Source organism: Actinomadura sp. NPDC000600 (genome assembly GCF_040492135.1).
Taxonomy (GTDB): domain Bacteria; phylum Actinomycetota; class Actinomycetes; order Streptosporangiales; family Streptosporangiaceae; genus Spirillospora.
In genome coordinates this window covers 18533-44055 of record NZ_JBEUPD010000021.1, presented here as the reverse complement: position 1 = coordinate 44055, position 25523 = coordinate 18533, and the positions used below count along the sequence as shown (strand labels likewise).

Annotated in this window: 23 protein-coding genes; 21 read left to right on the top strand and 2 right to left on the bottom strand. The window is 72.5% G+C overall.

What is annotated here, in order from left to right; genetic code table 11:
• Positions 1-11 precede the first annotated feature (11 nt).
• Positions 12-1445, top strand: coding sequence for a MocR-like pyridoxine biosynthesis transcription factor PdxR (pdxR, locus tag ABWI07_RS27510; protein ID WP_353820232.1), 1434 nt, complete (start codon positions 12-14; stop codon positions 1443-1445).
• Here pdxR and ABWI07_RS27505 read toward each other — a convergent pair.
• Positions 1442-2716 carry an ABC transporter ATP-binding protein gene (locus tag ABWI07_RS27505; protein WP_149257563.1) on the bottom strand — a complete coding sequence of 425 codons (1275 nt, stop codon included), beginning with the start codon at positions 2714-2716 and terminating at the stop codon, positions 1442-1444. The genes pdxR and ABWI07_RS27505 overlap by 4 nt on opposite strands.
• A 346-nt stretch (positions 2717-3062) precedes the next feature.
• Here ABWI07_RS27505 and ABWI07_RS27500 point away from each other — a divergent pair, with 346 nt between their 5' ends.
• From ABWI07_RS27500 to ABWI07_RS27445, 12 genes are all read left to right on the top strand, one after another.
• Positions 3063-4670, top strand: coding sequence for a flavin monoamine oxidase family protein (locus tag ABWI07_RS27500; protein WP_502912860.1), 1608 nt, complete (start codon positions 3063-3065; stop codon positions 4668-4670).
• Positions 4671-4672: 2 nt separating this feature from the next.
• Positions 4673-5308, top strand: coding sequence for a Rid family hydrolase (locus ABWI07_RS27495; protein WP_235036576.1), 636 nt, complete (start codon positions 4673-4675; stop codon positions 5306-5308).
• Positions 5309-5390: 82 nt separating this feature from the next.
• A complete protein-coding gene (locus ABWI07_RS27490; RefSeq protein WP_353820231.1) occupies positions 5391-6935 on the top strand; it encodes a M20/M25/M40 family metallo-hydrolase in 1545 nt (514 codons plus the stop codon).
• 114 nt (positions 6936-7049) lie between these two features.
• Positions 7050-9029 (top strand): DNA primase, encoded by a 1980-nt coding sequence (gene dnaG / locus ABWI07_RS27485; protein ID WP_353820230.1) that lies wholly within the window; start codon positions 7050-7052, stop codon positions 9027-9029.
• Positions 9030-9101: 72 nt separating this feature from the next.
• Positions 9102-10247, top strand: coding sequence for an RNA polymerase sigma factor RpoD (rpoD, locus tag ABWI07_RS27480; RefSeq protein WP_149258044.1), 1146 nt, complete (start codon positions 9102-9104; stop codon positions 10245-10247).
• Between the two features lie 182 nt (positions 10248-10429).
• Positions 10430-10897, top strand: a complete 468-nt coding sequence (locus tag ABWI07_RS27475) for a YbjQ family protein (protein ID WP_149257558.1) — start codon at positions 10430-10432, stop codon at positions 10895-10897.
• A 168-nt stretch (positions 10898-11065) separates the two neighbouring features.
• Positions 11066-12199 (top strand): iron uptake system protein EfeO, encoded by a 1134-nt coding sequence (efeO, locus tag ABWI07_RS27470; RefSeq protein WP_353820229.1) that lies wholly within the window; start codon positions 11066-11068, stop codon positions 12197-12199.
• A gap of 36 nt (positions 12200-12235) precedes the next feature.
• Positions 12236-13483, top strand: a complete 1248-nt coding sequence (efeB, locus tag ABWI07_RS27465) for an iron uptake transporter deferrochelatase/peroxidase subunit (protein ID WP_353820228.1) — start codon at positions 12236-12238, stop codon at positions 13481-13483.
• A 278-nt stretch (positions 13484-13761) separates the two neighbouring features.
• Positions 13762-14313, top strand: a complete 552-nt coding sequence (locus ABWI07_RS44515; RefSeq protein ID WP_502912859.1) for a gas vesicle protein — start codon at positions 13762-13764, stop codon at positions 14311-14313.
• A gap of 19 nt (positions 14314-14332) precedes the next feature.
• Entirely contained in the window at positions 14333-15289 is a 957-nt protein-coding gene (locus tag ABWI07_RS27455; protein WP_353820227.1) for a gas vesicle protein, read from the top strand.
• Positions 15273-15602: a gas vesicle protein K gene (locus tag ABWI07_RS27450; RefSeq protein ID WP_149257555.1), complete on the top strand. Its 330-nt coding sequence runs from the start codon at positions 15273-15275 to the stop codon at positions 15600-15602. Before ABWI07_RS27455 ends, ABWI07_RS27450 begins: the two co-directional genes overlap by 17 nt.
• On the top strand, positions 15599-16411 hold the full coding sequence (locus tag ABWI07_RS27445; RefSeq protein WP_353820226.1) for a GvpL/GvpF family gas vesicle protein: 813 nt from the start codon (positions 15599-15601) through the stop codon (positions 16409-16411). The genes ABWI07_RS27450 and ABWI07_RS27445 overlap by 4 nt, the downstream gene beginning before the upstream one ends.
• A gap of 55 nt (positions 16412-16466) precedes the next feature.
• On the opposite strand, the gene ABWI07_RS27440 is transcribed toward ABWI07_RS27445, so the two are convergent.
• Positions 16467-17717: a molecular chaperone DnaJ gene (locus tag ABWI07_RS27440; RefSeq protein ID WP_353820225.1), complete on the bottom strand. Its 1251-nt coding sequence runs from the start codon at positions 17715-17717 to the stop codon at positions 16467-16469.
• Positions 17718-17936: 219 nt separating this feature from the next.
• Between ABWI07_RS27440 and ABWI07_RS27435 the strand changes: the two genes are divergently transcribed.
• From ABWI07_RS27435 to ABWI07_RS27400, 8 genes are all read left to right on the top strand, one after another.
• Positions 17937-18512 (top strand): TerD family protein, encoded by a 576-nt coding sequence (locus ABWI07_RS27435; RefSeq protein WP_149257552.1) that lies wholly within the window; start codon positions 17937-17939, stop codon positions 18510-18512.
• A gap of 49 nt (positions 18513-18561) precedes the next feature.
• Complete coding sequence (locus tag ABWI07_RS27430; RefSeq protein ID WP_149257551.1) at positions 18562-19140, top strand: TerD family protein; 579 nt, start codon at positions 18562-18564, stop codon at positions 19138-19140.
• A gap of 62 nt (positions 19141-19202) precedes the next feature.
• Positions 19203-20339, top strand: a complete 1137-nt coding sequence (locus ABWI07_RS27425) for a DUF475 domain-containing protein (protein ID WP_149257550.1) — start codon at positions 19203-19205, stop codon at positions 20337-20339.
• Positions 20340-20390: 51 nt separating this feature from the next.
• Complete coding sequence (locus tag ABWI07_RS27420; protein WP_149257549.1) at positions 20391-20969, top strand: TerD family protein; 579 nt, start codon at positions 20391-20393, stop codon at positions 20967-20969.
• An 87-nt stretch (positions 20970-21056) separates the two neighbouring features.
• On the top strand, positions 21057-22226 hold the full coding sequence (locus ABWI07_RS27415; protein ID WP_353820224.1) for an HpcH/HpaI aldolase/citrate lyase family protein: 1170 nt from the start codon (positions 21057-21059) through the stop codon (positions 22224-22226).
• Positions 22223-23578 (top strand): phosphoribosyltransferase family protein, encoded by a 1356-nt coding sequence (locus ABWI07_RS27410; protein ID WP_353820223.1) that lies wholly within the window; start codon positions 22223-22225, stop codon positions 23576-23578. The genes ABWI07_RS27415 and ABWI07_RS27410 overlap by 4 nt, the downstream gene beginning before the upstream one ends.
• Positions 23575-24687, top strand: a complete 1113-nt coding sequence (locus tag ABWI07_RS27405) for a cysteine protease StiP family protein (RefSeq protein ID WP_353820222.1) — start codon at positions 23575-23577, stop codon at positions 24685-24687. Before ABWI07_RS27410 ends, ABWI07_RS27405 begins: the two co-directional genes overlap by 4 nt.
• Positions 24684-25520, top strand: a complete 837-nt coding sequence (locus tag ABWI07_RS27400; protein ID WP_353820221.1) for an HAD family hydrolase — start codon at positions 24684-24686, stop codon at positions 25518-25520. Before ABWI07_RS27405 ends, ABWI07_RS27400 begins: the two co-directional genes overlap by 4 nt.
• Positions 25521-25523: the final 3 nt, after the last annotated feature.

The window sequence follows — 25523 nt, the reverse complement described above, 5'->3', positions numbered from 1 at the left end:
GAGTCGGCGCCGTGGATCTCCACGTGAGCCTGGTGGGGCGCCGCGACCTTGCGGGCCAGATCTACGCCCAGCTGCGCGCCGCGATCCTGGACGGCCGGCTGCGCGCCGGGGACGCGCTGCCGCCCACGCGGGAGCTGGCGCGGCGCCTGTCGATCTCCCGCAACACGGTCGGCGTCGCCTACGACCGCCTCGCCGCCGAGGGGTTCCTGACGAGCCGGGTGGGCGCGGGGACGTTCGTCCGGGAGACCGGGTCCGCCGCGCGCGGCGCCCCCGCCGCGTCGCCGCTGCGGCCGCGCGGCGTGTGGAACGGGGTGTCCGCCTGGCCCCCGCCGATGCCCGGCGTCCGGTGGGACTTCCGCGCCGGCCTGCCCGACGTGCGGCTGTTCCCCTACGAGGCGTGGCGGCGGATCATGTCGGGGCTGCTGCGGCCGTCGGCGCTGGCCGACCCGGCCTCGGCGGGCGACCCGGCCGGGCTGCCCGCGCTGCGGGAGGCCGTCGCGAGGCACGTGGGCGTCTCGCGGTCGGTGCGGGCCAGCGGGGCCGACGTCGTCGTCACCTCCGGCGTCCAGCAGGCCCTCGACCTGATCGTCCGGGTGCTGCTCGAACCGGGCGACGTGGTGGCGGTGGAGGACCCCGGGTACCCGCCCGTGCGGATGCTCCTCACCGCGGCCGGGATGCGGGTGCGCGGGGTGCCGGTCGACGCCGAGGGCCTGCGGGTGGACGCGCTGCCCGGCGAGGCGCGGGCCGTCTACGTCACCCCGTCGCACCAGTTCCCGCTGGGCATGCCGATGTCGCTGCCGCGCCGCAGGGCGCTGCTCGACTGGGCGCGGCGCCGGGACGTGGTGGTCGTGGAGGACGACTACGACACCGAGTACCGGTACGGCGGGCGGCCCGTCGAGCCGCTGCAGAGCCTCGACGAGGACGGCCGCGTCCTCTACACGGGGACCTTCTCCAAGATCATGCGGCCGGTGCTGCGGCTGGGGTTCCTGGTGGCGCCGCCGTCGCTGCACCACGCGTTCCGGATGGCGCGCTACGTCTCGTCCTGGCACGCCGAGCTGCCCGCCCAGGCCGCGCTCGCCCGGTTCATCGACGAGGGGCTGCTCGCCCGCCACATCCGCAGGTCGCGCCGCGAGTACCGGGCGCGGCACGAGCGCGTCGCCGAACTGGTCGCCGGGCTGCCGGGGGAGCGGCTGGAGCTCGTCCCGTCCGAGGCGGGGCTGCATCTGAGCGCCGCGTTCCGGGACGGCACCGACGACGCCGCCGCGGCCGCGCGGGCGCTCGGCGCGGGCGTCGGGCTGTTCGCGCTGTCGGAGTTCGCCGTGACCGGGCCGCCGGTCGCGGGCCTGGTCTTCGGCTACGGCGCCGTGACGCCGCCCGAGATCGACGAGGGGATGCGCCGGCTCGCCGCGGTCCTGGCCCGGCCGGCGGCGGACCGGCCCGGCTAGCGCTGGACGGGCGTGATGCGCCGGCCGTCCGCGCCGAAGAACAGGACCCGGTCGAGGTCGACCGCCAGCGCGACGCGGTCGCCCCGGTTCGGCCGCCCGCCGGGCGCGATGCGGAAGACGAGGTCGGAGCGCCGGTGGTGGCCCGCGTGCTCCTCGTGCGGCTCCTCCTCCTCGGCCGGCCGCCCGAACAGCGACCGCACCCGGTCGCGCAGCGCGGGCCGCTCCGCCGCGAGGACCTGCGGCCGCGCGGGGCGCCCGACCTCGTTCGCGTCGACCGTGGGGATGCCCGCCTCGGCGTAGGCGAGCCATTCGTGCCCGTGGAACTCCAGCGCGCGGACCTGGCCGGACAGGACGGTCCCGGGCGCCGCGGGCGAGCCCGGGGCGATCGGCATCATCGTGTCGGGGCGGATCCCGACGATCACGGGCCGGCCGTGGTGGCTGATGAGCGCGGACGCCCGCGGGTCGTCCCACGGCAGGGTCAGCCGCTGCGGCCCGAGGTCGAGCACCAGCCCCTCGCCCTCGACGGCCCAGAGGGTGGCCTGGAGCAGGTTGATCGGCGGGGAGCTGAGGAACGCGGCCACGAACACGGTGCCCGGGTCCTCGTAGATCTGCTCGGGGGTGCCGACGTCCTCCAGGACGCCGTCGCGCAGCACCGCCATCCGGTCGGCCATCGTCATGGCCTCGACCTGGTCGTGCGTGACGTAGACGGTGGTGGTGCCGCTCGAGCGGACCAGCGCGGCGATCTCGACGCGCAGCTCCGTGCGCAGCCCCGCGTCCAGGCTCGACAGCGGCTCGTCCATGAGGAACAGCGACGGCTCGCGGATCAGCGCCCGCCCGATCGCGGCCCGCTGCCGCTGCCCGCCGGACAGCGTGCGCGGCAGCCGGTCGATCATCGTGTTGATGCCGAGCGCGCGCGCCAGCTCGACGACCTTCGCCGACGCCTCGGCGCGGTCGTCCCCGGACACCTCCAGCGGGAACATCATGTTCCCCTTGACCGTGCGGTGCGGGTAGAGCGCGCCCTCCTGGAACACCATTGCCACGTTCCGTTCGCGCGGCGCCAGGTCGTTGGCGACGGTGCCGTTGAGCCAGAGGTCCCCCGCGGTGATCTCCTCCAGTCCGGCGATCATGCGCAGGATGGTCGACTTGCCGCAGCCGGACGGTCCCAGCAGGACGAACAGCTCCCCGTCGTTGATGCGCAGGCGCACGTTCCTGACGGCCACCTGGCCGCCGGGATAAACCTTGTCGACGCCGTCCAGCACAACATCCGTCATCGGGTCCGCCTGGGGGTGGGCAAATCTTCGGTGCGCCATCTCATCGCGGGGCGGTCCGCATTGTCCAGAGTGAATCCAGGGTTACCAGCCGTTAACCCGGCCGAGTTCGGCCACTGGATCGTATATTCCGGGCATCAAAGGATGTATCCGGCTCCGACCGGATTGGCGCATGCCCGCGGACGGGGACGCCCGCCGGCCGCCCCTGCCGCCCCGCCTCGCCCGTGAGGGTTGCGAAACCGGTTGATCACCGGAGCGCCCGGCCGGCAACACGGCTCTTACAGAACGCGGCGCCGCCCGAAATGGAACGCTCCCAGACTTCCCGGACGAGAGATCTTGGAGGTGTTCCTTGGCGGATACGGCAGAGCCGACGAGTGTCAGCAGACGTGGTTTCCTCACCCGGGTCGGGGCCACCGGCGGGGCGGGCGCGATGTTCGCCACCATGGGCGCGCTGGGCCTGGCCCCGAGCGCGGAGGCGCGCACCCGCGTCCCGTTCCAGCCCCCGCGGGAGTCGGACTTCCGGCTGCGCGGCCGTGCGGCCGCGAAGATCGTGGTGCTCGGCGCGGGCGTCGCCGGGCTGGCCACCGCGTACGAACTGGGCAAGGCCGGCTACCGGGTCACCGTGCTCGAGGCGCAGGACCGGGTGGGCGGGCGCAACCGCACGCTCCGCGGCGGCGACCGCCTCACCGAGACGGGCGGCGAGACCCAGCGGGTCGGGTTCGGCGACGGCACGTACATGAACGCGGGCCCGGCGCGCATCGCGCAGTGGATGACGACCATGGACTACTGCCGGGAACTGGGCGTCCCGCTGGAGGTCTTCACCAACGCGAACGCCCAGGCCTACCTCTTCAACGAGTCGGCCGGGATGACGTCCCCCGTGCGGTGGCGCACCGCGAAGGCCGACGTCTACGGGTACATCTCCGAACTGCTCGCCAAGGCCACCGACCAGGGCGCCCTCAACGAGCGGCTCACCTCGACCGACAGGGAGAGGCTGCTGTCGTTCCTGTCGGGCTTCGGCGCCATCGGGGCCAAGACCGACGGGTACGCGTACAAGGGCACCGACCGGCGCGGCTTCACCGTCGACCCCGGGGCGGGCGACGTCGAGGGGACGGTCCTCGGCCCTCCGCCCTCGCTGTCGGACGTCCTGGCCAGCGGCGTGGGCCGCTACTTCTCCTTCGAGTTCGGCTACAGCCAGGCGATGCTGATGTTCCAGCCCGTCGGAGGCATGGACGCCATCCCGCGCGCGCTGGCCAAGGCCGTCGGGAAGGACCGGATCCGCACCGGCGCCAAGGTCACCCAGATCACGAACCTCGCTCAGGGCGTGCGGATCCAGTACGAGGCGGACGGACGCACCCGCGTCCTGGAGGCGGACTACTGCATAGCCACCCTGCCGCCGCAGGTGCTCGCGAGGATCCCGCACAACCTGGGTGCGGCGGTCCAGTCCGCGCTGGGCGCGCCCGTCCCGGTCTCCACCGGCAAGATCGGACTGGAGTACCGGAACCGCTGGTGGGAGACCGAGGAGAAGATCTACGGCGGCATCACGAACACCGACCTGGACCTGTCCACCATCTGGTACCCCTCCTACGGCTACCACGGCCGCTCCGGCCTGCTCGTCGGCTACTACAACTTCGGTGCGCAGGCCGACACCTACGCGCGGATGGGGCATGCCGGACGGCTCGCCCGCGCCCTCGACCAGGGGGCGAAGATCCACGGCGACCGCTACCGGAAGGGCATCGCGGCGTCCGCGTCCATCGCCTGGATCCGGCAGCCGCACATCGAGGGCGGCTGGGTGAGCTGGCCGTCCCTCGGCGCCGAGTACAAGCTCCTCAACCAGCCGCAGGGGAACGTCTACTACGCCGGCGACTGGCTCAGCCATGAGATCGCCTGGCAGCACGGCTCGTTCGAGTCCGCGCGCAAGGTCGTGACCGAACTCCACCAGCGCGTCCTGAAGGGATGACCGTGCTGAGAAGCAGAATCCTCGTCGGCGGACTCGCCACCGCCGCGTTCGTCGGAGTCGCGGGGGCCGCGTCCGCCGCGCCCCAGGGCTTCGTGAAGCCGCCTCGCCCCAACGAGGTGCGTCCCGCGCTCCCCGCCGGGCAGAACAACCCGGCCATCGCCGACGGCGTCGCCGTCGGAGGGCGCGTAGCGACCTACACGGCCAGCGGCCTCGGCCCCAAGGAGGTCGACCCCTCCGCCCCGCCGGGCAGCCCCGAGCGCTACAGCGAGTACCCGGCGCCGCCGCCCGGCGTCACCATCACCGAGGCCCAGTCGCTCAACGTCCTCAAGCAGATCACCGCCAACCTCAGGGCCCAGGGCCTCACCCTCCGGGACGTGATCTCCATGCGGGCCTACCTCGCCAACGCCCCCGGCGCCGCCGCGGCGGACTTCGCCGGCTGGAACCGCGCCTACCGGCAGTACTTCGCCAACACCGACCTCTCCACCGGCGCGCCCGTGAACGTCCCGCTCGGCACCGCACCGCCCGCCCCTCCCATGTACGTCAATCCCGCGCGGCCGTCACGGGTGACACTGGAGATCGAGAACCTCCCCGTGTCAGGCTGGCTAGTCGAGGTGGAGGTCGTGGCCGCGTTCCGTTAGCGCGGCTCCGTCCGTCCAAGGTCCGGGAGCGTTCTGCGGCCCCCGCCGGGCGCTCCCGTCCGTCGAAGGAGGAGCTCCCCCCATGTCCGACTCCCCAGCCTCCGTCACCCGCCGAACCTTCCTGCACCGCACGGGTGCGGGCGCCGTCCTGCTCGCGGGCGGCGTCCTCGCGGGCGGCACCGCCGCCGCGGCGCCCGGCGGCCGGTCCGTCCTCGCCGGCCCCGCGCGCCGGCCCGCGCCCGCCGACCTCGACCCGCTGGCCCTGCTGAAGAAGATGCTGTCGTTCGACACCCAGAACTTCGGGGAGGGAGGCGTCACCCGCCCCTACGCCGAGATGCTCAAGGCGGTCTGGGAGTCCGCGGGCGTCCCCGCGGAGATCATCCCCACGCCGAAGAAGGACAACGTCCATCTCATCGCCCGGATCAAGGGCACCACGGCGGCGCCCCCGCTGCTCCTGCTCGGCCATTCCGACGTCGTGCCGGTGGAACGTGACAAGTGGTCGGTCGACCCGTTCGCCGGCGTCGTGAAGGACGGCGAGGTCTACGGGCGCGGGGCCCTGGACATGAAGGGCGCCAACTCCGCGAACATCGCCGCCCTGCTGCGGCACGTGAACGAGGGCGCGAGGTTCGACCGCGACATCATCGTCCTCACCGACTGCGACGAGGAGGCCGGGCAGTACGGCTCCCACTGGCTCGCCGAGCACCACTGGGACAAGATCAACGCCGGCATGGTGCTCACCGAGGGCGGCTGGTTCCTGGCCCAGAAGGACCGCAGGACGCCGATGCTCATCACGGTGACGCGCCAGGACAAGGTCTACTTCAACCTCGACCTCGTCGCGGACGGCACCGCCACCCACTCCTCCAAGCCCAACCCCGACTCGGCCATCGCCAAGCTCTCCCGCGCCGTCACCGACATCGACACCTGGCTCGCGCCCGTCGCGCTCACCCCGGTCACCCGGGAGTACTTCGGCGCGCTGGCGAAGGCCACCGACGACCGCCCGTTCGAACGGGCGCTGCGGCTGCTGCTGTCCGCGCGCTCCCAGCAGGCGCGCGAACGGGCGGCCGCGCTCGTCGTCAAGCGCAGCTCCTACCCGTGGCTGCACCAGGCCCTCCTGCGCACGACGCACGCGTTCGTGATCGAGGACGCGGGCTACAAGGAGAACGTCATCCCGTCCAAGGCCACGCTGCGCCTCAACTGCCGGGGCGTGCCCGGCGGCCAGCGGCCCCGCGACTTCCTGGCCGAGATCCGGCGGCGCCTCGCCGACCGGGACGTCGCCGTCAGGCTGGCGGGCAACCCGGGGGAGTCGGAGGAGGACGCCCTCAAGCGGCTGGACCAGACCTGGGCCAAGCCGCCGTCCAGCCTCGACTCCCCGCTGTTCAAGGCGATCGGGGACGCCGCCGCCGCGACCTACCCGGACGCCGTCTTCTCGCCCGCCCTGTTCGAGGCCGGGACGAGCCTGTCGCCGTGGACCTCGAAGGGCGTCCCCGGTTACGGCGTCTACCCCTACGTCGTCGACAACGACCAGCTGATCGGAATGCACGGCAACGACGAGCGCATCACCGTCGACGCCCTCAGGCAGGGCACGGAGTTCATGTACAGGCTCTTCGGCCGCTTCCGGGTGGGCTGACCTGGCGCGCCCCCGTCCCACCGCGGCACCGTCCCGCCGCGGGACGGGGGCGCACCCATGCCGGTCGCGGCGCGATGCCCTCGATGTCACGGGCCCGCCGTAGACTCCATGGTCGTGGCAGGCCGGATTCGCAATGAGGACATCGCGCTCGTTCGCGAGCGCTCGTCCATCGCCGACGTCATCGGCGAGTACCTGCAGCTGCGCAGCGCGGGCGGCGGCAACCTCAAGGGCCTCTGCCCGTTCCATGACGAGAAGTCCCCCTCGTTCAACGTGACGCCCTCGCGCGGGCTGTACTTCTGCTTCGGCTGCGAGGCGGGCGGCGACGTCATCAAGTTCGTCCAGGAGATCGAGCACCTCACGTTCACCGAGTCGGTGGAGCGGCTCGCCGCCCAGGCCGGCATCCAGCTGCGCTACGAGGAGGGCGGCGGGCGCGGCCCCCGCCAGGACTCCGGGCAGCGCGCCCGGCTGGTCGAGGCGCACCGGGCGGCCGCCGAGTACTACGCCGAGCAGCTGGCCTCCACCGCCGGCGCGCCCGGCCGCGCGTTCCTGTCCGAGCGGGGCTTCGAGGCCGCCGACGCCGAGCACTTCGGCGTCGGGTTCGCGCCCCGCGAGTGGGAGGGGCTGGTCCGGCACCTGCGCGGGCGCGGCTTCGCCGACCGCGACATCGTCGCCGGCGGCCTGGCCAAGGAGGGGCGGCGCGGCCCGATGGACCGGTTCCGCGGCCGGCTGATGTGGCCGATCCGCGACCTGTCCGGCGACGTCATCGGGTTCGGCGCCCGGCGCCTCTTCGAGGACGACGACGGGCCCAAGTACCTGAACACCCCCGAGTCGCCGCTCTTCCACAAGAGCTCGGTGCTGTACGGGGCCGACCTCGCGAAGAAGGAGATCGCGCGGCGGCGGCAGGCCGTGGTGGTCGAGGGCTACACCGACGTGATGGCCTGCCACCTCGCGGGCGTCCCGACGGCCATCGCCACCTGCGGCACGGCGTTCGGCGACGAGCACATCAAGGTGCTGCGCCGCCTGCTGATGGACCAGGACGAGTTCCGCGGTGAGGTGATCTTCACCTTCGACGGCGACGCGGCCGGGCGCAAGGCGGCGCTGCGCGCGTTCGACGACGAGCAGAAGTTCGTCTCGCAGACGTTCGTCGCCGTCCAGCCGGACGGCCTCGACCCGTGCGACCTGCGCATCCGGCACGGCGACGCGGCGGTGCGCGACCTCGTGGCGTCCCGGCTGCCGCTGTTCGAGTTCGCGGTGCGCAGCGCGATCGAGCAGCACGACCTCGACACGGTCGAGGGGCGGCTCAGCGCCCTGGACGCGGCCGCCCCGGTCGTCGCCGCGATCAAGGACCGCTCCCGCCGCCACATGTACGCGGTCAACCTCGACCGCTGGCTCGGCATCATGGACGAGCAGTTCGTGCTGCGGCGCGTCCGCGAGCTGGCCAACCGCGCGCACGGCCGCGCCCAGGCGGGCAACGGCCGCGGCCGCCCCGGCGGCGACCGGGGCCAGAACGGCAACGGCCGCGGGCAGGACGGCGGCGGCCGGGCGAACGGCTCCGCCGCGGAGAACGGGCGCAACGGCGACGCGGAGGCCCGGGCGCCGCGGCGGCCCGCCTTCGACCCCTCCGATCCCGAGGTCCAGCGCGAGCGCGAGCTGCTGAAACTGGCGGTCCAGCGCCCGGCGCTGCTCGGCCCGGCGTTCGACGAGGTCCCGGTGGAGGCGTTCATCGCGCCCCCGCACGCGGCCGTGCGGGCGGTGCTCGCCGAGGCGGGCGGCGTCACGGCCGCCGGGAACGTCGCCGAGTGGGTCGCGCTGCTGCTGGAGCGGGCGCCGAACGACCAGGTCAGAGATCTGGTGACCAAGCTCGGAGTGGAGCCCGTACGGTCCGCGCAGGAATCGGATGACCGATATGCCGCGGAATTGCTGGCCCGAATTCAGGAACGCCAGCTCACGCGCATGATCGCGAGCGTGAAATCTAAACTCGGGCGGCTGAATCCGGTCGAGGCGGCCGAGGAGTACAACCGGCTCTTCGGTGATCTTGTCGCGCTTGAGCAGCAGAGACGGGTGTTGCGGGAGCGAGGGCTTGGGTCCCAGTAGGCGGCCGGCCCGCGAAAATGGGTCCTGTGATCTAGGCCCCATTTGACGCAGACTGTCTGCGTGGGCCCTTCGGTGCTGCCAAGCGAGGCGCCATCGGTTGATCAGGTGGCGGACCTCGTCGCACGCGGCAGAGAACGCGGCGGTGTGACCGTCGAGGACGTCGCTGCCGCGCTCGATCGCTCGGACTTGCCGGACGACTCCCTGGAGCGGGTCGTCCGGATGCTCGCAGAGCAGGGGGTGGAGGTCCTCGAGTCTCAGCAGGAGACCGAGGACGTCACGCGAGCGGATGAGGGAGACCTCGGCAAGCGGGCGCCGACGAGCGACCTGGTTCGCATCTACCTGAGAGAGATCGGTCGCGTACCGCTGCTCACGGCAGAAGATGAGGTAGAACTCGCGAAATCGATCGAGGCGGGACTCTTCGCCGAGGAGAAGATGGCGCGCACCGCCGTCCTCACCCGCGGCGAACTGCTCGACCTCGAACTGCTCTCCCGCGAGGGTGCGCGGGCGAAGCAACGGCTGATCGAGGCCAATCTGCGGCTGGTCGTCTCGATCGCCAAACGGTACGTCGGCAGGGGAATGCTGTTCCTCGACCTGATCCAGGAGGGAAATCTCGGACTGATCCGCGCGGTCGAGAAGTTCGACTACACCAAGGGGTTCAAGTTCTCGACCTACGCCACCTGGTGGATCCGGCAGGCGATCACCCGGGCGATCGCCGACCAGGCCCGGACGATCCGCATCCCGGTCCACATGGTGGAGACGATCAACAAGCTGGTCCGCGTGCAGCGCCAGATGCACCAGGACCTCGGCCGGGAGCCGACCCCCGAGGAGATCGGCCTGGAGATGGGCCTGTCGCCCGTCCGGGTCGTGGAGATCCAGCGGATCGCGCAGGAGCCGGTGTCGCTGCAGTCGCCGATCGGCGAGGAGGACTCCGACCTCGGCGACTTCATCGAGGACGCCGACGCCGTCGTGCCGATGGAGGCCGCGGCGTTCATCCTCCTGCAGGACCAGCTGGAGGACATCCTCGGCACGCTGTCGGAGCGGGAGCAGCGCATCATCCAGCTGCGCTTCGGCCTGGCCGACGGCCACCCGCGCACCCTGGAGGAGGTCGGGCGCGAGTTCGGCGTGACGCGCGAGCGGATCCGCCAGATCGAGTCCAAGACGCTGGCGAAGCTGAGGCACCCGTCCCGGGCGCAGATGCTCCGCGAGTACCTGGACTGAGGCGCCGGCCCGCGAGGGCGACGGAGCGCCGGCCGTCCTCCCGGCCTGTCCGCCGGGAGGACGGCCGCATGCCCGGCCCGTGCCGCCGGGCACCGGTGGTGCGGTGTCATGCGGTGCGGCGCGGTGCGTGAAAACCGGCTTCACGTCGCATTTCGTCCGGACAGTGTCCTACCGTGGTGACCATGCTGATCGTGACGACTGATGGCGTGGCCGGGTACGAGATCAGGAGCGTGCTCGGAGAGGTCCTGGGGACGGCCGTCCAAGCCGATCAGGGCGGGGTCCACCAGCCCGGACAGGGCGGGAGCAGCGCGACGTTCCGCGTGACGGGGGAGCAGCCGGGCGCCAGTCTGGCCGCGGCGCGCCGGGAGGCGGTGGACCGGCTCGGCGAGGAGGCCCGCCGCAAGGGCGCCAACACGGTGGTCGGCATGCGGTTCGACACCGCCGTGCTGGGCGGCGGCATCGAGGTGTGCGCGTACGGGACGGCCGTCTGGGCGGAGCCGGCCGCGCAGCAGCGCGAGCAGGCGCCCCAGTACCAGCAGCAGCCGCAGCAGCACCCGGGGCATCTGCCTCCCTACGGCGACCCGCAGGCCGGCGGCCCGCCGATGGCCGCGCGCAACCTCACGATGGGCCTCCACGACCGCCCGCGCTGAGGCCGCGACCGGATCCGCACCGACATCGCACCGAGATCGCGGGGAGGTCGCACCAGGTCGAACGGCGTGGGATGACTCACTGTCTCCCGGCCCCCTTGACGTGCTGAGGTTAGCTTTCGCTAACTTAGGAAAGCCTAACCATGTGTTGCACGTCTTCTGGAGAGCCTGATGCGTCCTGTGTCCGTCCTCGCGCTCGCCGGCGCCGCCGCGGTGTCGATGTCCCTTCTGACGGCGTGCGGCGGTGACGGAGACGAGGCGGGCGCGTCGGGCGCCGTCCCCGTGACGGCCACCGACGACACCTGCGAGGTCGCCAAGACCGACCTCCCCGCGGGCCGGACCACCTTCAAGGTCGCCAACAAGGGCTCGAAGGTCAACGAGTTCGAGGTGCTCAAGCCGGACGGCAAGATCCTCGCCGAGCGGGAGAACATCGGCCCCGGCACCACCGTCGACTTCGTCGTGAACCTGCCCGCCGGCCGGTACAAGCTGCTCTGCAGCGCCGGGCAGACCGGCAAGGGCCCGTCCGAGGAGGTCACGGTCACCGGCGGGTCCGCGGGCGGGGCGGACGCGCGCCTCGACAAGGCCGCGGCCGACTACAAGGCCTTCGTCATCGCCCAGACCGACGACACGATCGCCAAGACCAGGAAGTTCGTGGACGCGGTGAAGGCCGGCGACGTCGAGAAGGCCAAGGAGCTGTACGCGCCGTCCCGCGTCGGCTGGGAGACGATCGAGCCCGTCGCCGAGAAGTTCGGCGACCTCGACCCCAAGGTCGACGCGCGCGAGGCCGACCTCAAGCCGGAGGAGAAGAAGGACTGGTCCGGCTGGCACCTGCTGGAGAAGGCCCTCTGGAAGGACGGCTCCGTCAAGGGCAAGGAGAAGTACGGCGACCAGCTGCTGAAGGACCTGGACACGCTGAAGTCGCGGCTGCCCGGCCTCACCCTCGACCCGGTCAACGACATGGCGGGCGGCGCCAAGGAGCTGCTGGACGAGGTCGCCACCGGCAAGGTCACCGGCGAGGAGGAGGCGTTCAGCCACACCGACCTCGTCGACTTCAAGGCCAACGTGGACGGCGCCAAGAAGATCCACGAGCTGCTCAAGCCGGTCGTCCAGGAGCGGGACGCGCAGCTCGCGAAGGACCTCGACGACAACTTCGCCGCCGTCGAGGCGCTGCTGAAGAAGCACGAGAAGGGCGACGGCTACGTCTCCTACGACGAGGTCGGCGAGGACGAGCGCAAGGAGCTGGCCGACGCGGTGAACGCGCTGGGCGAGCCCCTGTCCAGGCTCGCCGCGGCCGTCGCGAAGTGATCCGGAAGTGAGCGGGACGAGAGGAGCCGTGGCGCCATGACGGGCGAGGGGACGCAGGAGCGGCCGGGCATGTCCCGGCGGCGGATGCTCGGGTTCTCGGGTGCGAGCCTGCTCGCCGGGGCCGCCGCGGGGGCCGGCGTCGACCGGGTCGCCGCCGCGCAGGAGGACGACCGCGCGGCCGCCGCGATCCCGTTCCACGGCGCGCACCAGGCGGGCATCGCCACCCCCGTGCAGGACCGGCTGCACTTCGCGGCGTTCGACGTGACGACGGGCGACCGCGACCGGCTCGTGCGGATGCTGAAGGAGTGGACGGCCGCGGCCGCCGCCATGACCGCGGGCAGGCCGGTCGGCGACGGCGCGGTCGGCGGCCCCGCGGTCGCGCCGCCCGACGACACCGGCGAGGCGCTCGGGCTGCCGCCGTCCCGGCTCACGCTGACGATCGGCTTCGGCCCCTCGCTGTTCGAGAAGGACGGCAAGGACCGCTTCGGCATCAGGGCGCGCCGCCCCGCCGCCCTCGTCGACCTGCCGCACTTCCCCGGCGACAACCTCGACCCGAACCGCAGCGGCGGCGACATCGCCGTGCAGGCCTGCGCCGACGACCCGCAGGTGGCGGTGCACGCCGTCCGCAACCTGGCCCGCATCGGGTTCGGGGTGGCCGCGATCCGCTGGTCCCAGCTCGGGTTCGGCAAGACGTCCTCGACGACGCCGGACGCGCAGACCCCGCGCAACCTGTTCGGCTTCAAGGACGGCACCGAGAACATCGCCGGGACCCAGGGCGACCTTCTCGACCGGCACGTGTGGGCGACCGGGAGCGACGGCTCCGACTGGATGGCGGGCGGCTCCTACCTCGTCGCCCGCCGCATCCGGATGCACATCGAGACCTGGGACCGCACGTCGCTGCGCGAGCAGGAGGACATCTTCGGGCGGGACAAGGGCGAGGGGGCGCCCGCCGGGCTGAAGAAGGAGCGCGACAAGCCCGACCTCGCCCGCATGAAGCCGGACGCGCACGTCCGGCTCGCGCACCCCGACTCCAACCAGGGGACGCGCATCCTGCGGCGCGGCTACTCGTTCACCGACGGGTCGGACGGACTCGGGCGGCTGGACGCGGGCCTGTTCTTCATCGCGTTCCAGCGCGACCCGCGGACGGGCTTCATCCGCGTCCAGAACTCCCTGGCCACCGACGCGCTGAACGAGTACATCCAGCACGTGGGGTCGGGCGTCTACGCGTGCCCGCCGGGTGTGCGCAAGGGCGGCTACTGGGGCGACACCCTCTTCGGCAAGTAGGGCCTGACGAGCGCGCGCCGCCGGCCGGGACACCCCGGCCGGCGCCGCGGAACGCAGCAGGCCGTTCCGGTGCCCCGCGTCCGGCCGGGGCCGCCGTTCCCGAGCGGTGAGCGTCCGATGACCCACGGCTTCGTTTCCGGATACGGCCATGCGCTGGATCGCGGCCACCGAGTTCTGGTGGGTTGATCCGCTAATCAGTGGATAAAAGGGCATGTATTCATGTCGGCGTGGGACTTCCGCGTGCGACGAGTGCGCACCGTAAACCGGACGAGGACGTGATGGACGAAGAGAGGCAGCCGGCGGGAACGCGGCGGCCAGGCCGGAGCGACGAGGTGGTCCGCCCCACCTCGATCGAACGCGCGCGCCCCGCCTCGACCGTGTCCGCACGGGACCTGAGCGGGCGCCCGATCGGCACGCGGCGCCCGATGGAGCCGCAGCGCGGCGGCGAGGGCGGCCTGGCCCACGTGGTGGAGGTCCTGCTGGACAAGGGGCTGGTGATCAACGCCGACATCATGGTGTCGGTCGCCGGCGTGGAGCTGCTCGGGATCCGGCTGCGGGCGGCGCTGGCCTCCTTCGAGACCGCGGCGCGCTACGGCCTGGAGTTCCCCTCGGGGACGAACCTGGAGACCGCCGCCTGGAAGGAGACCGAGGACCCGAAGGAGACCTGCCCCGAGTGCGGCAAGCGGTCTCCCACCAAGCAGCTGCTGGAGGAGTACTGCCCGTGGTGCGGCTGGCGCAGCGCCAAGTCGCTGACCGAGGCCGCCCGCGCGGACGGCGCGGACGGCGCGGGCGACGCGGACGGCGCGTCACAGGACGGCGACGCCGGCTGAGATGCGCACCGGATCTCCGATGACGGCGCCGTCCGCGCCGCTGCGTCCCACGCGCGACCCCCAGGTCACCTTGGACGACCTGCTGGAGGTCGTGCTGAACAAGGGCGCGGTGCTGCATCTGGACCTCATCATCGCGGTCGCCGACATCCCGCTGATCGGGGTCAACCTGCGCGCGGCCATCGCCGGCATGGAGACCATGCTGGAGTACGGGCTGCTGCGGCAGTGGGACGCCGACACGCGCGCCTGGGCCGAGCGCGCCACCGCCGCGACGCCCGAGCTGGAGGAGGGCGAGCGGGTGGTGATCCGGTCGTTCGGCGGCCACTATGACGACACCGGCCTGTCCCACGTCTGGCGGCCCGGCACCCTCTTCCTCACCGACCGGCGCATCCTGGTCTACCGGCGCGAGCCGCGCGAGGTGCTCTGGGAGGCGCGGCTGGAGGACGTGGCCGCCACCCGCCTGCAGAGCGAGCGGACGGTCGGGGGCGAGGAGCGGCTGCGGGTGCGCGTGGAGCTGGCCGGCGGGGGCGGCGCCCTGCTGTCGGCCGCGAACCCCGGGGAGTTCGACGAGAGCCTGCGCCGGATCGCCCCGCACGTCCGCTCGCGCGAGCCCCGGCCCCTCGTCGCGGACGACGACGCCCCCGAGTGCGAGGGCCATGTCTGGTACCACGAACCGCGCCGGGACGGCGCCGTGTGGCGCGGCGGCCGGGCCCGCCTGGAGAACGGCCGCCTGACCTGGAAGGCGCCGACCGACGGGCGTCCGGCCGTCGTCCTTGACATCGGCCGGATCAGCGACGTGCGGCTCGAACCCGGCTCCACGCCGTCGGGCGGCCTGGACCGCCTGGTCGTGGAAGCGCCGGGGGAGAGGATCGTGCTGGCCACCGAGGAGGCGCCGCGCTGGATGCGGGCCCTGGCACCGAACGCCCCGGCCGCCGGCGCCGGCCCCGACCGGAAGGAGGCCCATGGCCATCACCGTTGACGAGAACAGCCTGAAGAACGGCGTGCTCACGCTCGTCGTCACCCTGGTCGAGGTGATCCAGGAGGCGCTGGAGCGGCAGGCCGTGCGCCGGATGGAGGGCGGCGACCTCACCACCGAGGAGCTGAACCGGCTGGGCGACGCCCTGCTGGAGCTGGACGAGGCCATGGAGGAGATCAAGGCCGACCACGGCATCACCGCCTCGGTGGCGGACCTGCACCGCGGCCTGGACGAGGTCGTGGACGAGGTGGTCGACCGGCTGGCCAACCCCCGGCGCTGGGCCGAGGAGATCGAAGGCGGGAGCGAGCGGCGGTGACCGGCGAAGCGCTGTACGTGTACGGGCTGGTCGCCGATCCTCCGGAGGGCGCCGAGCCGCCGGGGGAGGGCATCGACGGCGCGCCGCTGCGGCTGGTCCGCGCCGAGGACTGCGGGCTGGCGGCCCTCGTCCACGAGGCCCCGACGCAGCCCTACCAGGGTCCGGACGACGAGGTCCGCCGCTGGATCCGCGCCCACGACGACGCCCTGGAGGGCATGCGGCGCGCGGCGGGCGGCGTGCTCCCGATGACCTTCAACGTGCTGGTCGCCCCCGGCCCGGACGGCGACGCCGCGAGCCGGCTGCGCGCCTGGCTGCGGCAGAACCGCGACGACCTGCGCGCCCGCCTCGACCGGCTGCGCGGGCGCGCCGAGTACCGCGTGGAGATCGCGCTGGAGTCCGCGGCCGTGCCGACCGGCGACGCCTCCGTGCAGGAGATCGAGGAGCGCATGCGCGACAGCTCGCCGGGCCTGCGCCGACTGCTCGGCAAGCAGCTGGAGGCCAAGCGCAGGGCCGCGGCCGAGTCCTTCGCCGACGAGCTGCACGCCGACGCCCGGCGGCGGCTCGGCGCCGTCGCCGAGGACCTGGCCGACCGCCGGGCCGCGGCGCGCCGTCCCGAGGAGACCGAAGTGCTCTCGCTTGCCCTGCTGGTGCACGACGACGAGGTCGACAACGTGGGGCTCATCCTCTCCGACCTCCAGGAGAGCCATCCCGCCGTCCGCGTGCGCTTCCTCGGTCCGTGGCCCCCCTACTCCTTCACGGGGGACGAGCTCGCGACACCGGACGCCGCCCGCGCCGCCCACTCTCGCTGAGGCGCGTCTGCGGCCTGCCGGGTCGCGGTCCCTGGGCGTACCGTCCGCATCGCGGCTAGCGCTGCTGGGCTCGCTCCGAGCGGATCCGCGTGACGACGTCGCCGGCGGCCGTCTTGATCGACTCCAGCTCCTGGAGGTAGGCCCAGTAGTCGGGATGGGCGCCGGTGAGCCGCTGCGGCGCCCTCTCCAGCCGATCGACGAGCGAGTCGAGCACGCGGGCGTGCTGGGGCGGGGGGCCGCCGGGCTGCGCCATGGCGAGCCGCTGGGCGTCGCGCACCGCGAACCGGACGCTCTCGGCGGGCTTCGCCGGATCCTCGGCGACCGCCCTCAGCTCCTCCACCCGCCCGGTGACCTGCCCGGCGCGGCGGTCGGCGGCGTTCAGCTCGGTGCGCGCGGCGGTGAGCGACTGCTGCGCCTGCTTCCACTCGGCGCGGTTCGCGTGCGCGGACGCCTCGTTCAGCCGCTCGCGGGCCCGGGTGACGGCCGCCTCGATCGACTCGGGGGCGCCCCTGAGGTCCTGCCAGCACGCCTGCGAGTAGCCGCGCACCAGGACGCGCATCGCCTCCTGGACGGGCCCCACGCGGTTCGCGACGGCGTCCGCCCGCGTCCGGACGGAGGCGAGCGAGTTGCGGACCTTCTGCGCCAGCAGGGGCAGCTCCGCGGCCGCCTCCCGCGCCCGCTCGGCGATGCCGCGGACCTCCTCGGCCTTGCGGATGGCGCCGTCGAGGCCGAGCCCGCCGAGCCCCTGCGAGCCGAGCTGCGCGAGGACCTGCTTGGCGCGCCCCAGCTCCGCCTCCGGATCGGAGGCGTCCATCCCGGCGGCCTTCGCCGCGGCCACGGCCGCGTCGGCGGCGGCGACGGCGTCGCGGGCGGCGGTGAGCCGGGGCGGGAGCTGGTCGAGCGCGGACTCCAGCCGGGCCATCTGCGGGGCGAGGCGCTCGGCGAAGCCGTTCAGATCGTGGGTGATCTTCTGCAGCCGCTCGGTGGACGCGACGAACGCGCGCCGCGCGGCGTCGTACTCGGCCGGTGACCGGTCCCGGTCATCGAGATCGTGGGCGTCCAGGACGGAGATGTAGGCGACCGAGGCGGCGTCGGCGGCCTCGGAGAGCCGGGTGAACTCCCGGCGGGCGGGCTCGGCGGCCCTGGCGTCCAGGTCCTCGAACACGGTGACCCGGCCGTCGATGTACTTCTGCGCCTGGTCCATGTCGTAGAAGGCGGACGCGGCCGCCTCCCTGGCCTCGACGGCGCCGGCCGCCGCCTGTGCCCCGCGGCCGCCCCGGCGGCGCTGGTCGCCCGGTCCCCGCAACGCAGCCTCCCTTCGTCCGCCCCCAGTCTTGCGCAACCCGCCCGGGTTTCGTCCATCCGCGAAGGCGGCCGGGGGCGGGAGGACGGCCGGGCGGCGGCCGAATCACAAATATTGTCGCCATCCCTTCATAAAGGATGGAACGGATAGCATCGCTGCTACGTCGATAAGGCTGGGCGCCGGTTCGGCGTCCGATCCGGCATGCGATCTTGGAGGCTCATCGTGCCCGTCAGCCTGAGCAAAGGCGGCAACGTCTCGCTCACCAAGCAGGCCCCCGGCCTGTCCGCGGTGACCGTCGGTCTCGGCTGGGACCTGCGCACGACCACCGGGACCGATTTCGACCTGGACGCCTCCGCGATGGTCCTGGACGCCTCCGGAAAGATCATCACCGACCAGCACTTCGTCTTCTTCAACAACCTGCGCACCCCGGACGGCGCCGTCGAGCACACCGGCGACAACACCACCGGCGCGGGCGAGGGCGACGACGAGCAGCTCAAGGTCAACTTCGGCGCGATGCCCGCCACGGCCGAGCGGGTCGCGTTCGCGGTGTCGATCTACGACGCCGACAGCCGCGGGCAGAACTTCGGGCAGGTCCGCAATGCCTTCATCCGGGTGCTGAACCAGGCCGACGGCGCGGAGATGGCGCGCTACGACCTCACCGAGGACGCGTCGATGGAGACCGCGATGGTCTTCGGCGAGCTGTACCGCAACGGGACGGAATGGAAGTTCAGGGCGGTGGGCCAGGGCTACGCGTCGGGCCTGGCCGGCATCGCGGCGGACTTCGGCGTCAACATCTGAGCAGTCTGAACAGCCCGAACGGACCAGACAGGAAGGGAGCAGCCCGCACATGGGGGTCTCACTCGCCAAGGGCGGCAACGTCTCGCTGACGAAGGCCGCGCCGAACCTCACCGCGGTCACCGTCGGCCTCGGATGGGACGTCCGCGCCACCACCGGCGCCGACTTCGACCTGGACGCCTCCGCGCTGATGCTGGCGAGCACCGGCAAGGTCATGTCGGACCAGCACTTCGTGTTCTTCAACAACCTGCGCAGCCCGGACGGCTCGGTGGAGCACACCGGCGACAACCTGACCGGTGAGGGCGAGGGCGACGACGAGTCGATCAACGTCGACCTCCGCGCGGTGCCGGCCGAGTGCGACCGCATCGTCTTCCCCGTCTCGATCTACGACGCCGACAACCGGCAGCAGAGCTTCGGGCAGGTCCGCAACGCCTTCATCCGGATCGTCAACCGGACCGACGGCAACGAGCTCGCCCGCTTCGACCTCACCGAGGACGCCTCCACCGAGACGGCGATGGTCTTCGGTGAGCTCTACCGGCACAGCGGCGAATGGAAGTTCAGGGCCGTCGGACAGGGGTACGCCTCCGGTCTGGCGGGCATCGCGATGGACTTCGGCGTCAACGTCGGCTGAGTGCCGGCGCCCCCGCAATCCGGCCGCACCGCCCGGCCGTCCTTCCTAGCAGAAATACGCGCATGATTCTTCGCACCTTCGGGTGGTCCTTCGGCGTCACGGTCGTCGGCCTGCTCCTCGCCCTGCTCTACGACGGGCCGACCGGGCTCGCCCTGGTCGCCGTTCTGGCCGTCCTCGAGGTCTCGCTGTCGTTCGACAACGCCGTGGTGAACGCCAAGGTGCTCGACCGGATGAGCGCCTTCTGGCAGAAGATCTTCCTCACCGTCGGCATCGCGATCGCGGTGTTCGGGATGCGGCTGGTCTTCCCCCTGCTGATCGTGGGGATCACGGCCAAGCTGTCCCCCGTCGAGGCGTTCGACCTGGCCCTCAACGACTCGCACCGCTACCACCAGCTGATGAACGACGCCTACCCGATGATCGCGGCGTTCGGCGGCATGTTCCTGTTGATGCTGTTCCTGGACTTCGTGTTCGAGGAGCGCGCCGACAAGTGGCTGCCGTGGCTGGAGCGGCCGCTCGCCCGCATCGGCAAGCTGGACCAGCTGTCGGTCGTGGTGGCGGGCGGCTCGCTGGCGTTCGTGGCGTGGCTGGCGGCCTCCGACCCGGGCAGCGTCATGATCGCGGGCGTGCTCGGCATGGTGACCTACATCCTGGTCAACGGGCTCGGCGAGCTGTTCTCCGAGGCGAGCGAGGACGACGACGAGGACGACGGCGAGAACGAGGACGAGGCGGGCGCGGAGGCCGGGAAGGGCGGCGGGCGGTCCGGGCCGAGCTCCCTGGCCCTCGCCACCGGCAAGGCGGGGTTCTTCCTCTTCCTGTACCTGGAGGTGCTGGACGCCTCGTTCAGCTTCGACGGCGTCATCGGGGCCTTCGCCATCAGCACCGACCCGATCGTCATCGCGCTGGGCCTCGGCATCGGCGCCATGTACATCCGGTCCCTCACGGTCTTCCTGGTCCGCAAGGGCACCCTGCACGAGTACGTCTACCTGGAGCACGGCGCGCACTGGGCGATCGGCGCCCTCGCGGTCTGCATGCTGGTCAGCATCGGCCACCACGTCCCCGAGTGGATCACCGGTGGGCTCGGCGCCGGGCTGATCATCGCCGCGTTCGCCAGTTCCGTGGTCCGCAACCGCAGCCACGGCGGCGACTCGCCCGACTCGGCGGCGGGCGGCGACCGGCCGCTGCACTCCACCCAGGTCTGACCGGCGTACCTCCGACCCCGCGACATACATCGATCATCGAAGGAGTCGACGATGTCCATATCGCTGCAGAAGGGGCAGAAGGTCTCGCTGGCCAAGCCGGGCGGTGGCACCCTGACCAGAGTCAAGATGGGCCTCGGCTGGGACGCCGTCGCCAAGAAGGGGCTGTTCGGCAAGGGCAAGGCGCAGTCCATCGACCTGGACGCTTCGTGCCTGCTGTTCGACGCCTCCGGCAACCTCGCCGACCAGGTGTGGTTCCGGCAGCTGCGCAGCACGGACGGCTCCGTCCAGCACACCGGCGACAACCTGACCGGCGCGGGCGAGGGCGACGACGAGGTCATCAACGTCGACCTGCAGAGCGTCCCCGCGAACGTGACCCAGCTGGTGTTCACCGTGAACTCCTTCACCGGCCAGGACTTCACCCAGATCGCCAACGCGTTCTGCCGGCTGGTGGACGAGAGCACCGGCCAGGAGATCGCGCGCTACGACCTGAGCGGCGCGGGGCAGCACAACGCGCAGATCATGGCCAAGGTGTCGCGGGACGGGCAGGGCTGGTCGATGACCGCGATCGGCGCGACCGCGACCGGCCGCACGTTCCAGCACCTGCTCCCGGCCGTGGCGACGCACCTGTGACCCGGCACCGCTCCGCCGTGCACCGCTTCGCCGCCCGGGCACGACCCTCGGCGCCCCCCGCCGAAAGCACCGTCTGACGAGGGGTTCATGCGGCATTTCGACCACATCGACGCCGCGCGTCGCAAGCACCTGTTCTACCGTCATCCGCGCCCGTTCGGCCGGCACGACGACCCGGCCGTGCTGGCGGTCGCGCTCGGCGCGACGCTGTACTGCCCCGCCACGCGCCCGCTCCTCGCCGCCGACATCGAACGGGCGGCGAGGCGGGGCGTGATGAGCATGGTGGTGTGCCTGGAGGACGCGATCGCCGACGACGAGGTCGAGGCCGGCGAGGCCAACCTCGTGACGCAGCTGCGCACGCTGCACGGCTCTTCCGAGACGCCTGGCGCGGAGGTCCCGCTGCTGTTCGTCCGCGTCCGCGACCCCCGGCAGATCGGCGACCTGATCCGCCGGCTCGGCGACGCGGCGGAGCTCGTCAGCGGGTTCGTGCTGCCCAAGTTCACCGCGTCGGGCGGTGGAGCGTTCCTGGACGCGCTGGCGGACGCGGGCGACGCCTCCGGGCTGCGGCTGCTGGCGATGCCGGTGATCGAGAGCCCGGAGGCCGTGTATGCCGAGACGCGCGCGGAGATGCTGCACGACGTGGCGCGGCTCCTCGCCAAGCACCGGTCGCGGATCCTCGCCGTCCGGCTGGGGGCGACCGACATGTCCGCCGCGTACGGGCTGCGCCGCCCGCCCGACCTGACGATCTACGACATCCGGCCGGTCGCGGGCGTGATCTGCGACGTGGTGAACATCCTCGGCCGCGCCGACGGCACCGGCTACGTGGTGACCGGTCCCGTGTGGGAGTACTTCTCGCAGGGGGAGCGGATGTTCAAACCGCAGCTGCGGCAGTCGCCGTTCGAGCGGCAGCACGCCGCGCCGCTGCGGCAGCGGCTCATCACCTCCGACCTGGACGGGCTGATCCGCGAGGTGCACCTCGACAAGGCGAACGGGCTCACCGGCAAGACCGTCATCCATCCGAGCCACGTCGCGGCCGTCCACGCCCTGTCGGTGGTGACGCACGAGGAGTACAGCGACGCCGCCGACATCCTCGGCGTCGCCGGGGGAGGGGCGATGGCCAGCTCCTACGCCAACAAGATGAACGAGGCCAAACCGCACCGCGCGTGGGCGCAGCGGCTGATGCTGCGCGCCCAGGTGTTCGGGGTGGCGGCGGAGGGCGTCACGTTCGTCGAGCTGCTGGAAGCGGCGGACAGCCGGTGACCGCTTCCTGGGTGGCCGCGCGGCTGGGCGTGCGCCTGGTGGACGGCGCGCGGCCCGCAGGCGCCGGGCTCTCGTCCCTCGTCGGGCTCGCCGTGCGCCGCAATCCGAAACGCGCGCACCTGCTGGTGTCCGCCGTGCTGGGCAAGCACGTGCCGACCGATCCGCGCCTGGTGTACGGGTCCGGGCTGCTGCTTGGCGAGCTTGTGCGCGCGCGCCTGCGAGGCGACGAGCCGTCCCGTCCTGGTTCGCTTCTCTTGGACGGCCTGCGCGGCGAGCCGAACGCCGCCACCGCGCTACGTGACCTCCTGCGCGTTCCGCAGGCCCCCGTGGACGCGATCGTCCTGGGCTATGCCGAGACCGCGACGGCCTTGGGGCATTCGGTGGCGGACGCTCTAGGCGGCGCCTACTACCTGCACTCCACGCGGCGTCCCGTTGAGGGGTTCGCCCCCTACGGCGGGTTCGAGGAAGAGCACAGCCACGCAACGAGTCATCTGCTGCTGCCCGCCGATCCCGCGCCGCTCGATCGCGACGTACCGGTGGTGCTGGTGGACGACGAGCTCTCCACCGGCCGGACGGTGCTGAACACCATCGAGGCCCTGCACGCCGTCCGTCCCAGGAGGCATTACGTGCTCGCGGCCCTGGTCGACCTGCGCGGTCCTGCCGACCGGGCCCGCATGGACGCTCTCGCCGCCCGCCTGGGGGCTCGCATAGACGCGGTGGCGCTGGCCGGAGGGCAGGTCGAGCTTCCTGACGGCGTCCTTGAGGCGGGCAGGGCGATCGTCGCTGGGATCTCGTCCCCGTCCGCCATGCCTGAGGGCGGGCCGGGCCTCGACATCACCCGGGTCGAGCTGGATTGGCCCGCCGGACTGCCGGACGGCGGACGCCACGGGTTTCTGCCCGACTACCGGGCGCGGCTGGAGAAGGAACTGGCCCGGATGGGCGACGCCCTCGCGGCGGGCCTCGGAGAGGCGTCCCGCGTTCTCGTCCTCGGATTCGAGGAGCTGATGTACGCGCCGCTGCGCCTCGCGGAGGCGCTCGCCGACGCCCGGCCGGACGTGGACGTCCGCTACTCGACGACGACGCGTTCCCCCGTACTGGCCGTGGACGACCCGGGTTACGCGATCAGGACCCGCCTGGTCTTCCCGTCCCATGACGACCCCGCCGATGGGCCGGGGGAACGGTACGCCTACAACGTCGCCCCTGGGACAGGGCAACGCCCCTTCGACAGGATCGTGTTCGTGGTGGACGACGTCGGCGACACCCAGGCGCTCGCCGGCGGCCTCCTGGAACGCCTGCGCGCGCTCGCCCCTGTGACGGTCGCCACTGTCCCGTCCTATAGGAGGGCATCGTGAAGCCGCTGTACGGGCCGGCCTTCGGCAGCTACCCGGCCGAGGACGTGGCCTGGCTCCTCAAGGACCTCTCCCATGCGCGGCTTGAAGCGCCCACGGAGGAACGCGAGGCCGCCATCCAGTCGGGACGGGCGCACTACGCCGAGTCGCTCCCGGTCGAGTACCAGCCGGGTCCGGAGTACCGGAAGCTCTTCCACGAGGCCCTGGACGCGTCCGCCGAGCGGCTCGCCTACGCGACCGGGCTGGTCACCGAGATGATCCTCGCCGAGCGCGGGCCGGACGCCGTCCTGGTGTCGCTGGCGCGTGCCGGGACGCCGGTCGGCGTCCTGATGCGCCGCTGGGCGCGGTTCGCCCATGGCCTCGACGTCCCGCACTACGCGGTCAGCATCGTCCGGGGGCGGGGCATCGACGCGGTCGCGCTGCGGTACCTCGCCGAGCACCACGACCCGGCGTCCGTCATGTTCGTGGACGGCTGGACGGGCAAGGGCGCCATCACCAAGGAACTGACCGCCGCCTTGGCGGCGCATCCGTTCCCGTCCGATCTCGCCGTGCTCGCAGACCCGGGGCGGTGCACCTCCCTGTACGGCACCCGGGACGACTTCCTGATCCCGTCCGCCTGCCTCAACTCGACCGTGTCCGGCCTGGTGAGCCGGACGGTCCTGAACGACTCCCTCATCGGGCCCGGCGACTTCCACGGCGCGAAGTTCTACGCCGAGCTGGCCCCGGACGACGTGTCGGAGGTGTTCCTCGCCGCGGTCTGCGCGCGGTTCGAGGAGGTCGCCGAACGCGTCGCCAAGGACCTGCCGGAGCTCCGCGCTGCCGACCGCGCGCCCGACTGGTCGGGATGGGAGGCCGTCCGGCGCTGCGCCGACGCGGAGGGCATCGACGACCTGAACCTCGTCAAGCCGGGGATCGGCGAGACCACGCGAGTGCTGCTGCGGCGCGTCCCGTGGAAGGTGCTCGTGCGCGCCGACGCCCATCAGGAGGTCGCCCACATCAAGCTGCTCGCCCGAGAGCGCGGGGTGCCCGTCCACGAGGTCGAGCCAGACCGGTTCCCCTACGCGTGCATGGGGTTCATCCATCCCCGGTTCGGCAAGGGGGCCGTTCAGTGACCGTCCTGGTGTGCTCCGACCTGGACCGCACGCTCATCTACTCGACCGCGGCCTTCGCCTTGGACGGCCCAGACGAGACCATGCCGCGGCTGCTGTGCGTGGAGTTCTACCAAGGCGCCCCGCTCTCGTACATGACCGAAGCCTCCGCGCGCGCACTGGAGGCCCTCACGGCCGCGGCCGCGTTCGTCCCGACGACGACGCGCACCCCCGAGCAGTACCGGCGCGTGAACCTGCTGGAGAAGCCGCCCCGGTACGCCATCTGCGCGAACGGCGGCCACATCCTCGTGGACGGCGAGGACGACCCTGACTGGGCGGCGGCCGTCCGGGAACGGCTCGCCGACGGGTGCGCGCCGCTCGCGGACGTCCGGGATCACCTCGCCCGCAATGGCGGCGACTTCGTCCTCAAGCAGCGCACCGCGTCCGACCTGTTCGCCTACACCGTCGTGGACCGGGCCGCGCTCCCGCCCGGCTGGATCGAGGACCTCACCGGATGGTGCGCCGAACGCGGCTGGCGGACGTCCCTCCAGGGCCGCAAGGTCTACTGCCTGCCCACCGGCCTGACCAAGGCCGCCGCCGCCCGGGAGGTCGCCCGCCGCGCCGGCGCCTCCACGATGATCGCCGCGGGGGACGCGCTCCTGGACGCCGAGCTGCTCGCGGCCGCCGACCTGTCGATCCGCCCCGCCCACGGGGAGCTGCACGACACCGGCTGGACGGCCCCGGCCACCGCCGTCACCGCCGCGCGCGGCATCGCCGCCGGCGAGGAGATCGCGCAGTGGCTCCTGGCGCGGGCGGCGGCACCGCAAATATTCACCGGACGGGCCCCCGTCCGGTAGACA

Bases quoted from the DNA above. Each gene is read 5' to 3' on its own strand.
- ABWI07_RS27505 (WP_149257563.1), bottom strand. From the start codon at position 2,716: ATGACGGATGTTGTGCTGGACGGCGTCGACAAGGTTTATCCCGGCGGC.
- ABWI07_RS27490 (WP_353820231.1), top strand. From the start codon at position 5,391: ATGTCCGACTCCCCAGCCTCCGTCACCCGCCGAACCTTCCTGCACCGC.
- ABWI07_RS27475 (WP_149257558.1), top strand. From the start codon at position 10,430: ATGCTGATCGTGACGACTGATGGCGTGGCCGGGTACGAGATCAGGAGC.
- efeO (WP_353820229.1), top strand. From the start codon at position 11,066: ATGCGTCCTGTGTCCGTCCTCGCGCTCGCCGGCGCCGCCGCGGTGTCG.
- efeB (WP_353820228.1), top strand. From the start codon at position 12,236: ATGACGGGCGAGGGGACGCAGGAGCGGCCGGGCATGTCCCGGCGGCGG.
- ABWI07_RS44515 (WP_502912859.1), top strand. From the start codon at position 13,762: ATGGACGAAGAGAGGCAGCCGGCGGGAACGCGGCGGCCAGGCCGGAGC.
- ABWI07_RS27455 (WP_353820227.1), top strand. From the start codon at position 14,333: ATGACGGCGCCGTCCGCGCCGCTGCGTCCCACGCGCGACCCCCAGGTC.
- ABWI07_RS27450 (WP_149257555.1), top strand. From the start codon at position 15,273: ATGGCCATCACCGTTGACGAGAACAGCCTGAAGAACGGCGTGCTCACG.
- ABWI07_RS27430 (WP_149257551.1), top strand. From the start codon at position 18,562: ATGGGGGTCTCACTCGCCAAGGGCGGCAACGTCTCGCTGACGAAGGCC.
- ABWI07_RS27425 (WP_149257550.1), top strand. From the start codon at position 19,203: ATGATTCTTCGCACCTTCGGGTGGTCCTTCGGCGTCACGGTCGTCGGC.
- ABWI07_RS27420 (WP_149257549.1), top strand. From the start codon at position 20,391: ATGTCCATATCGCTGCAGAAGGGGCAGAAGGTCTCGCTGGCCAAGCCG.
- ABWI07_RS27415 (WP_353820224.1), top strand. From the start codon at position 21,057: ATGCGGCATTTCGACCACATCGACGCCGCGCGTCGCAAGCACCTGTTC.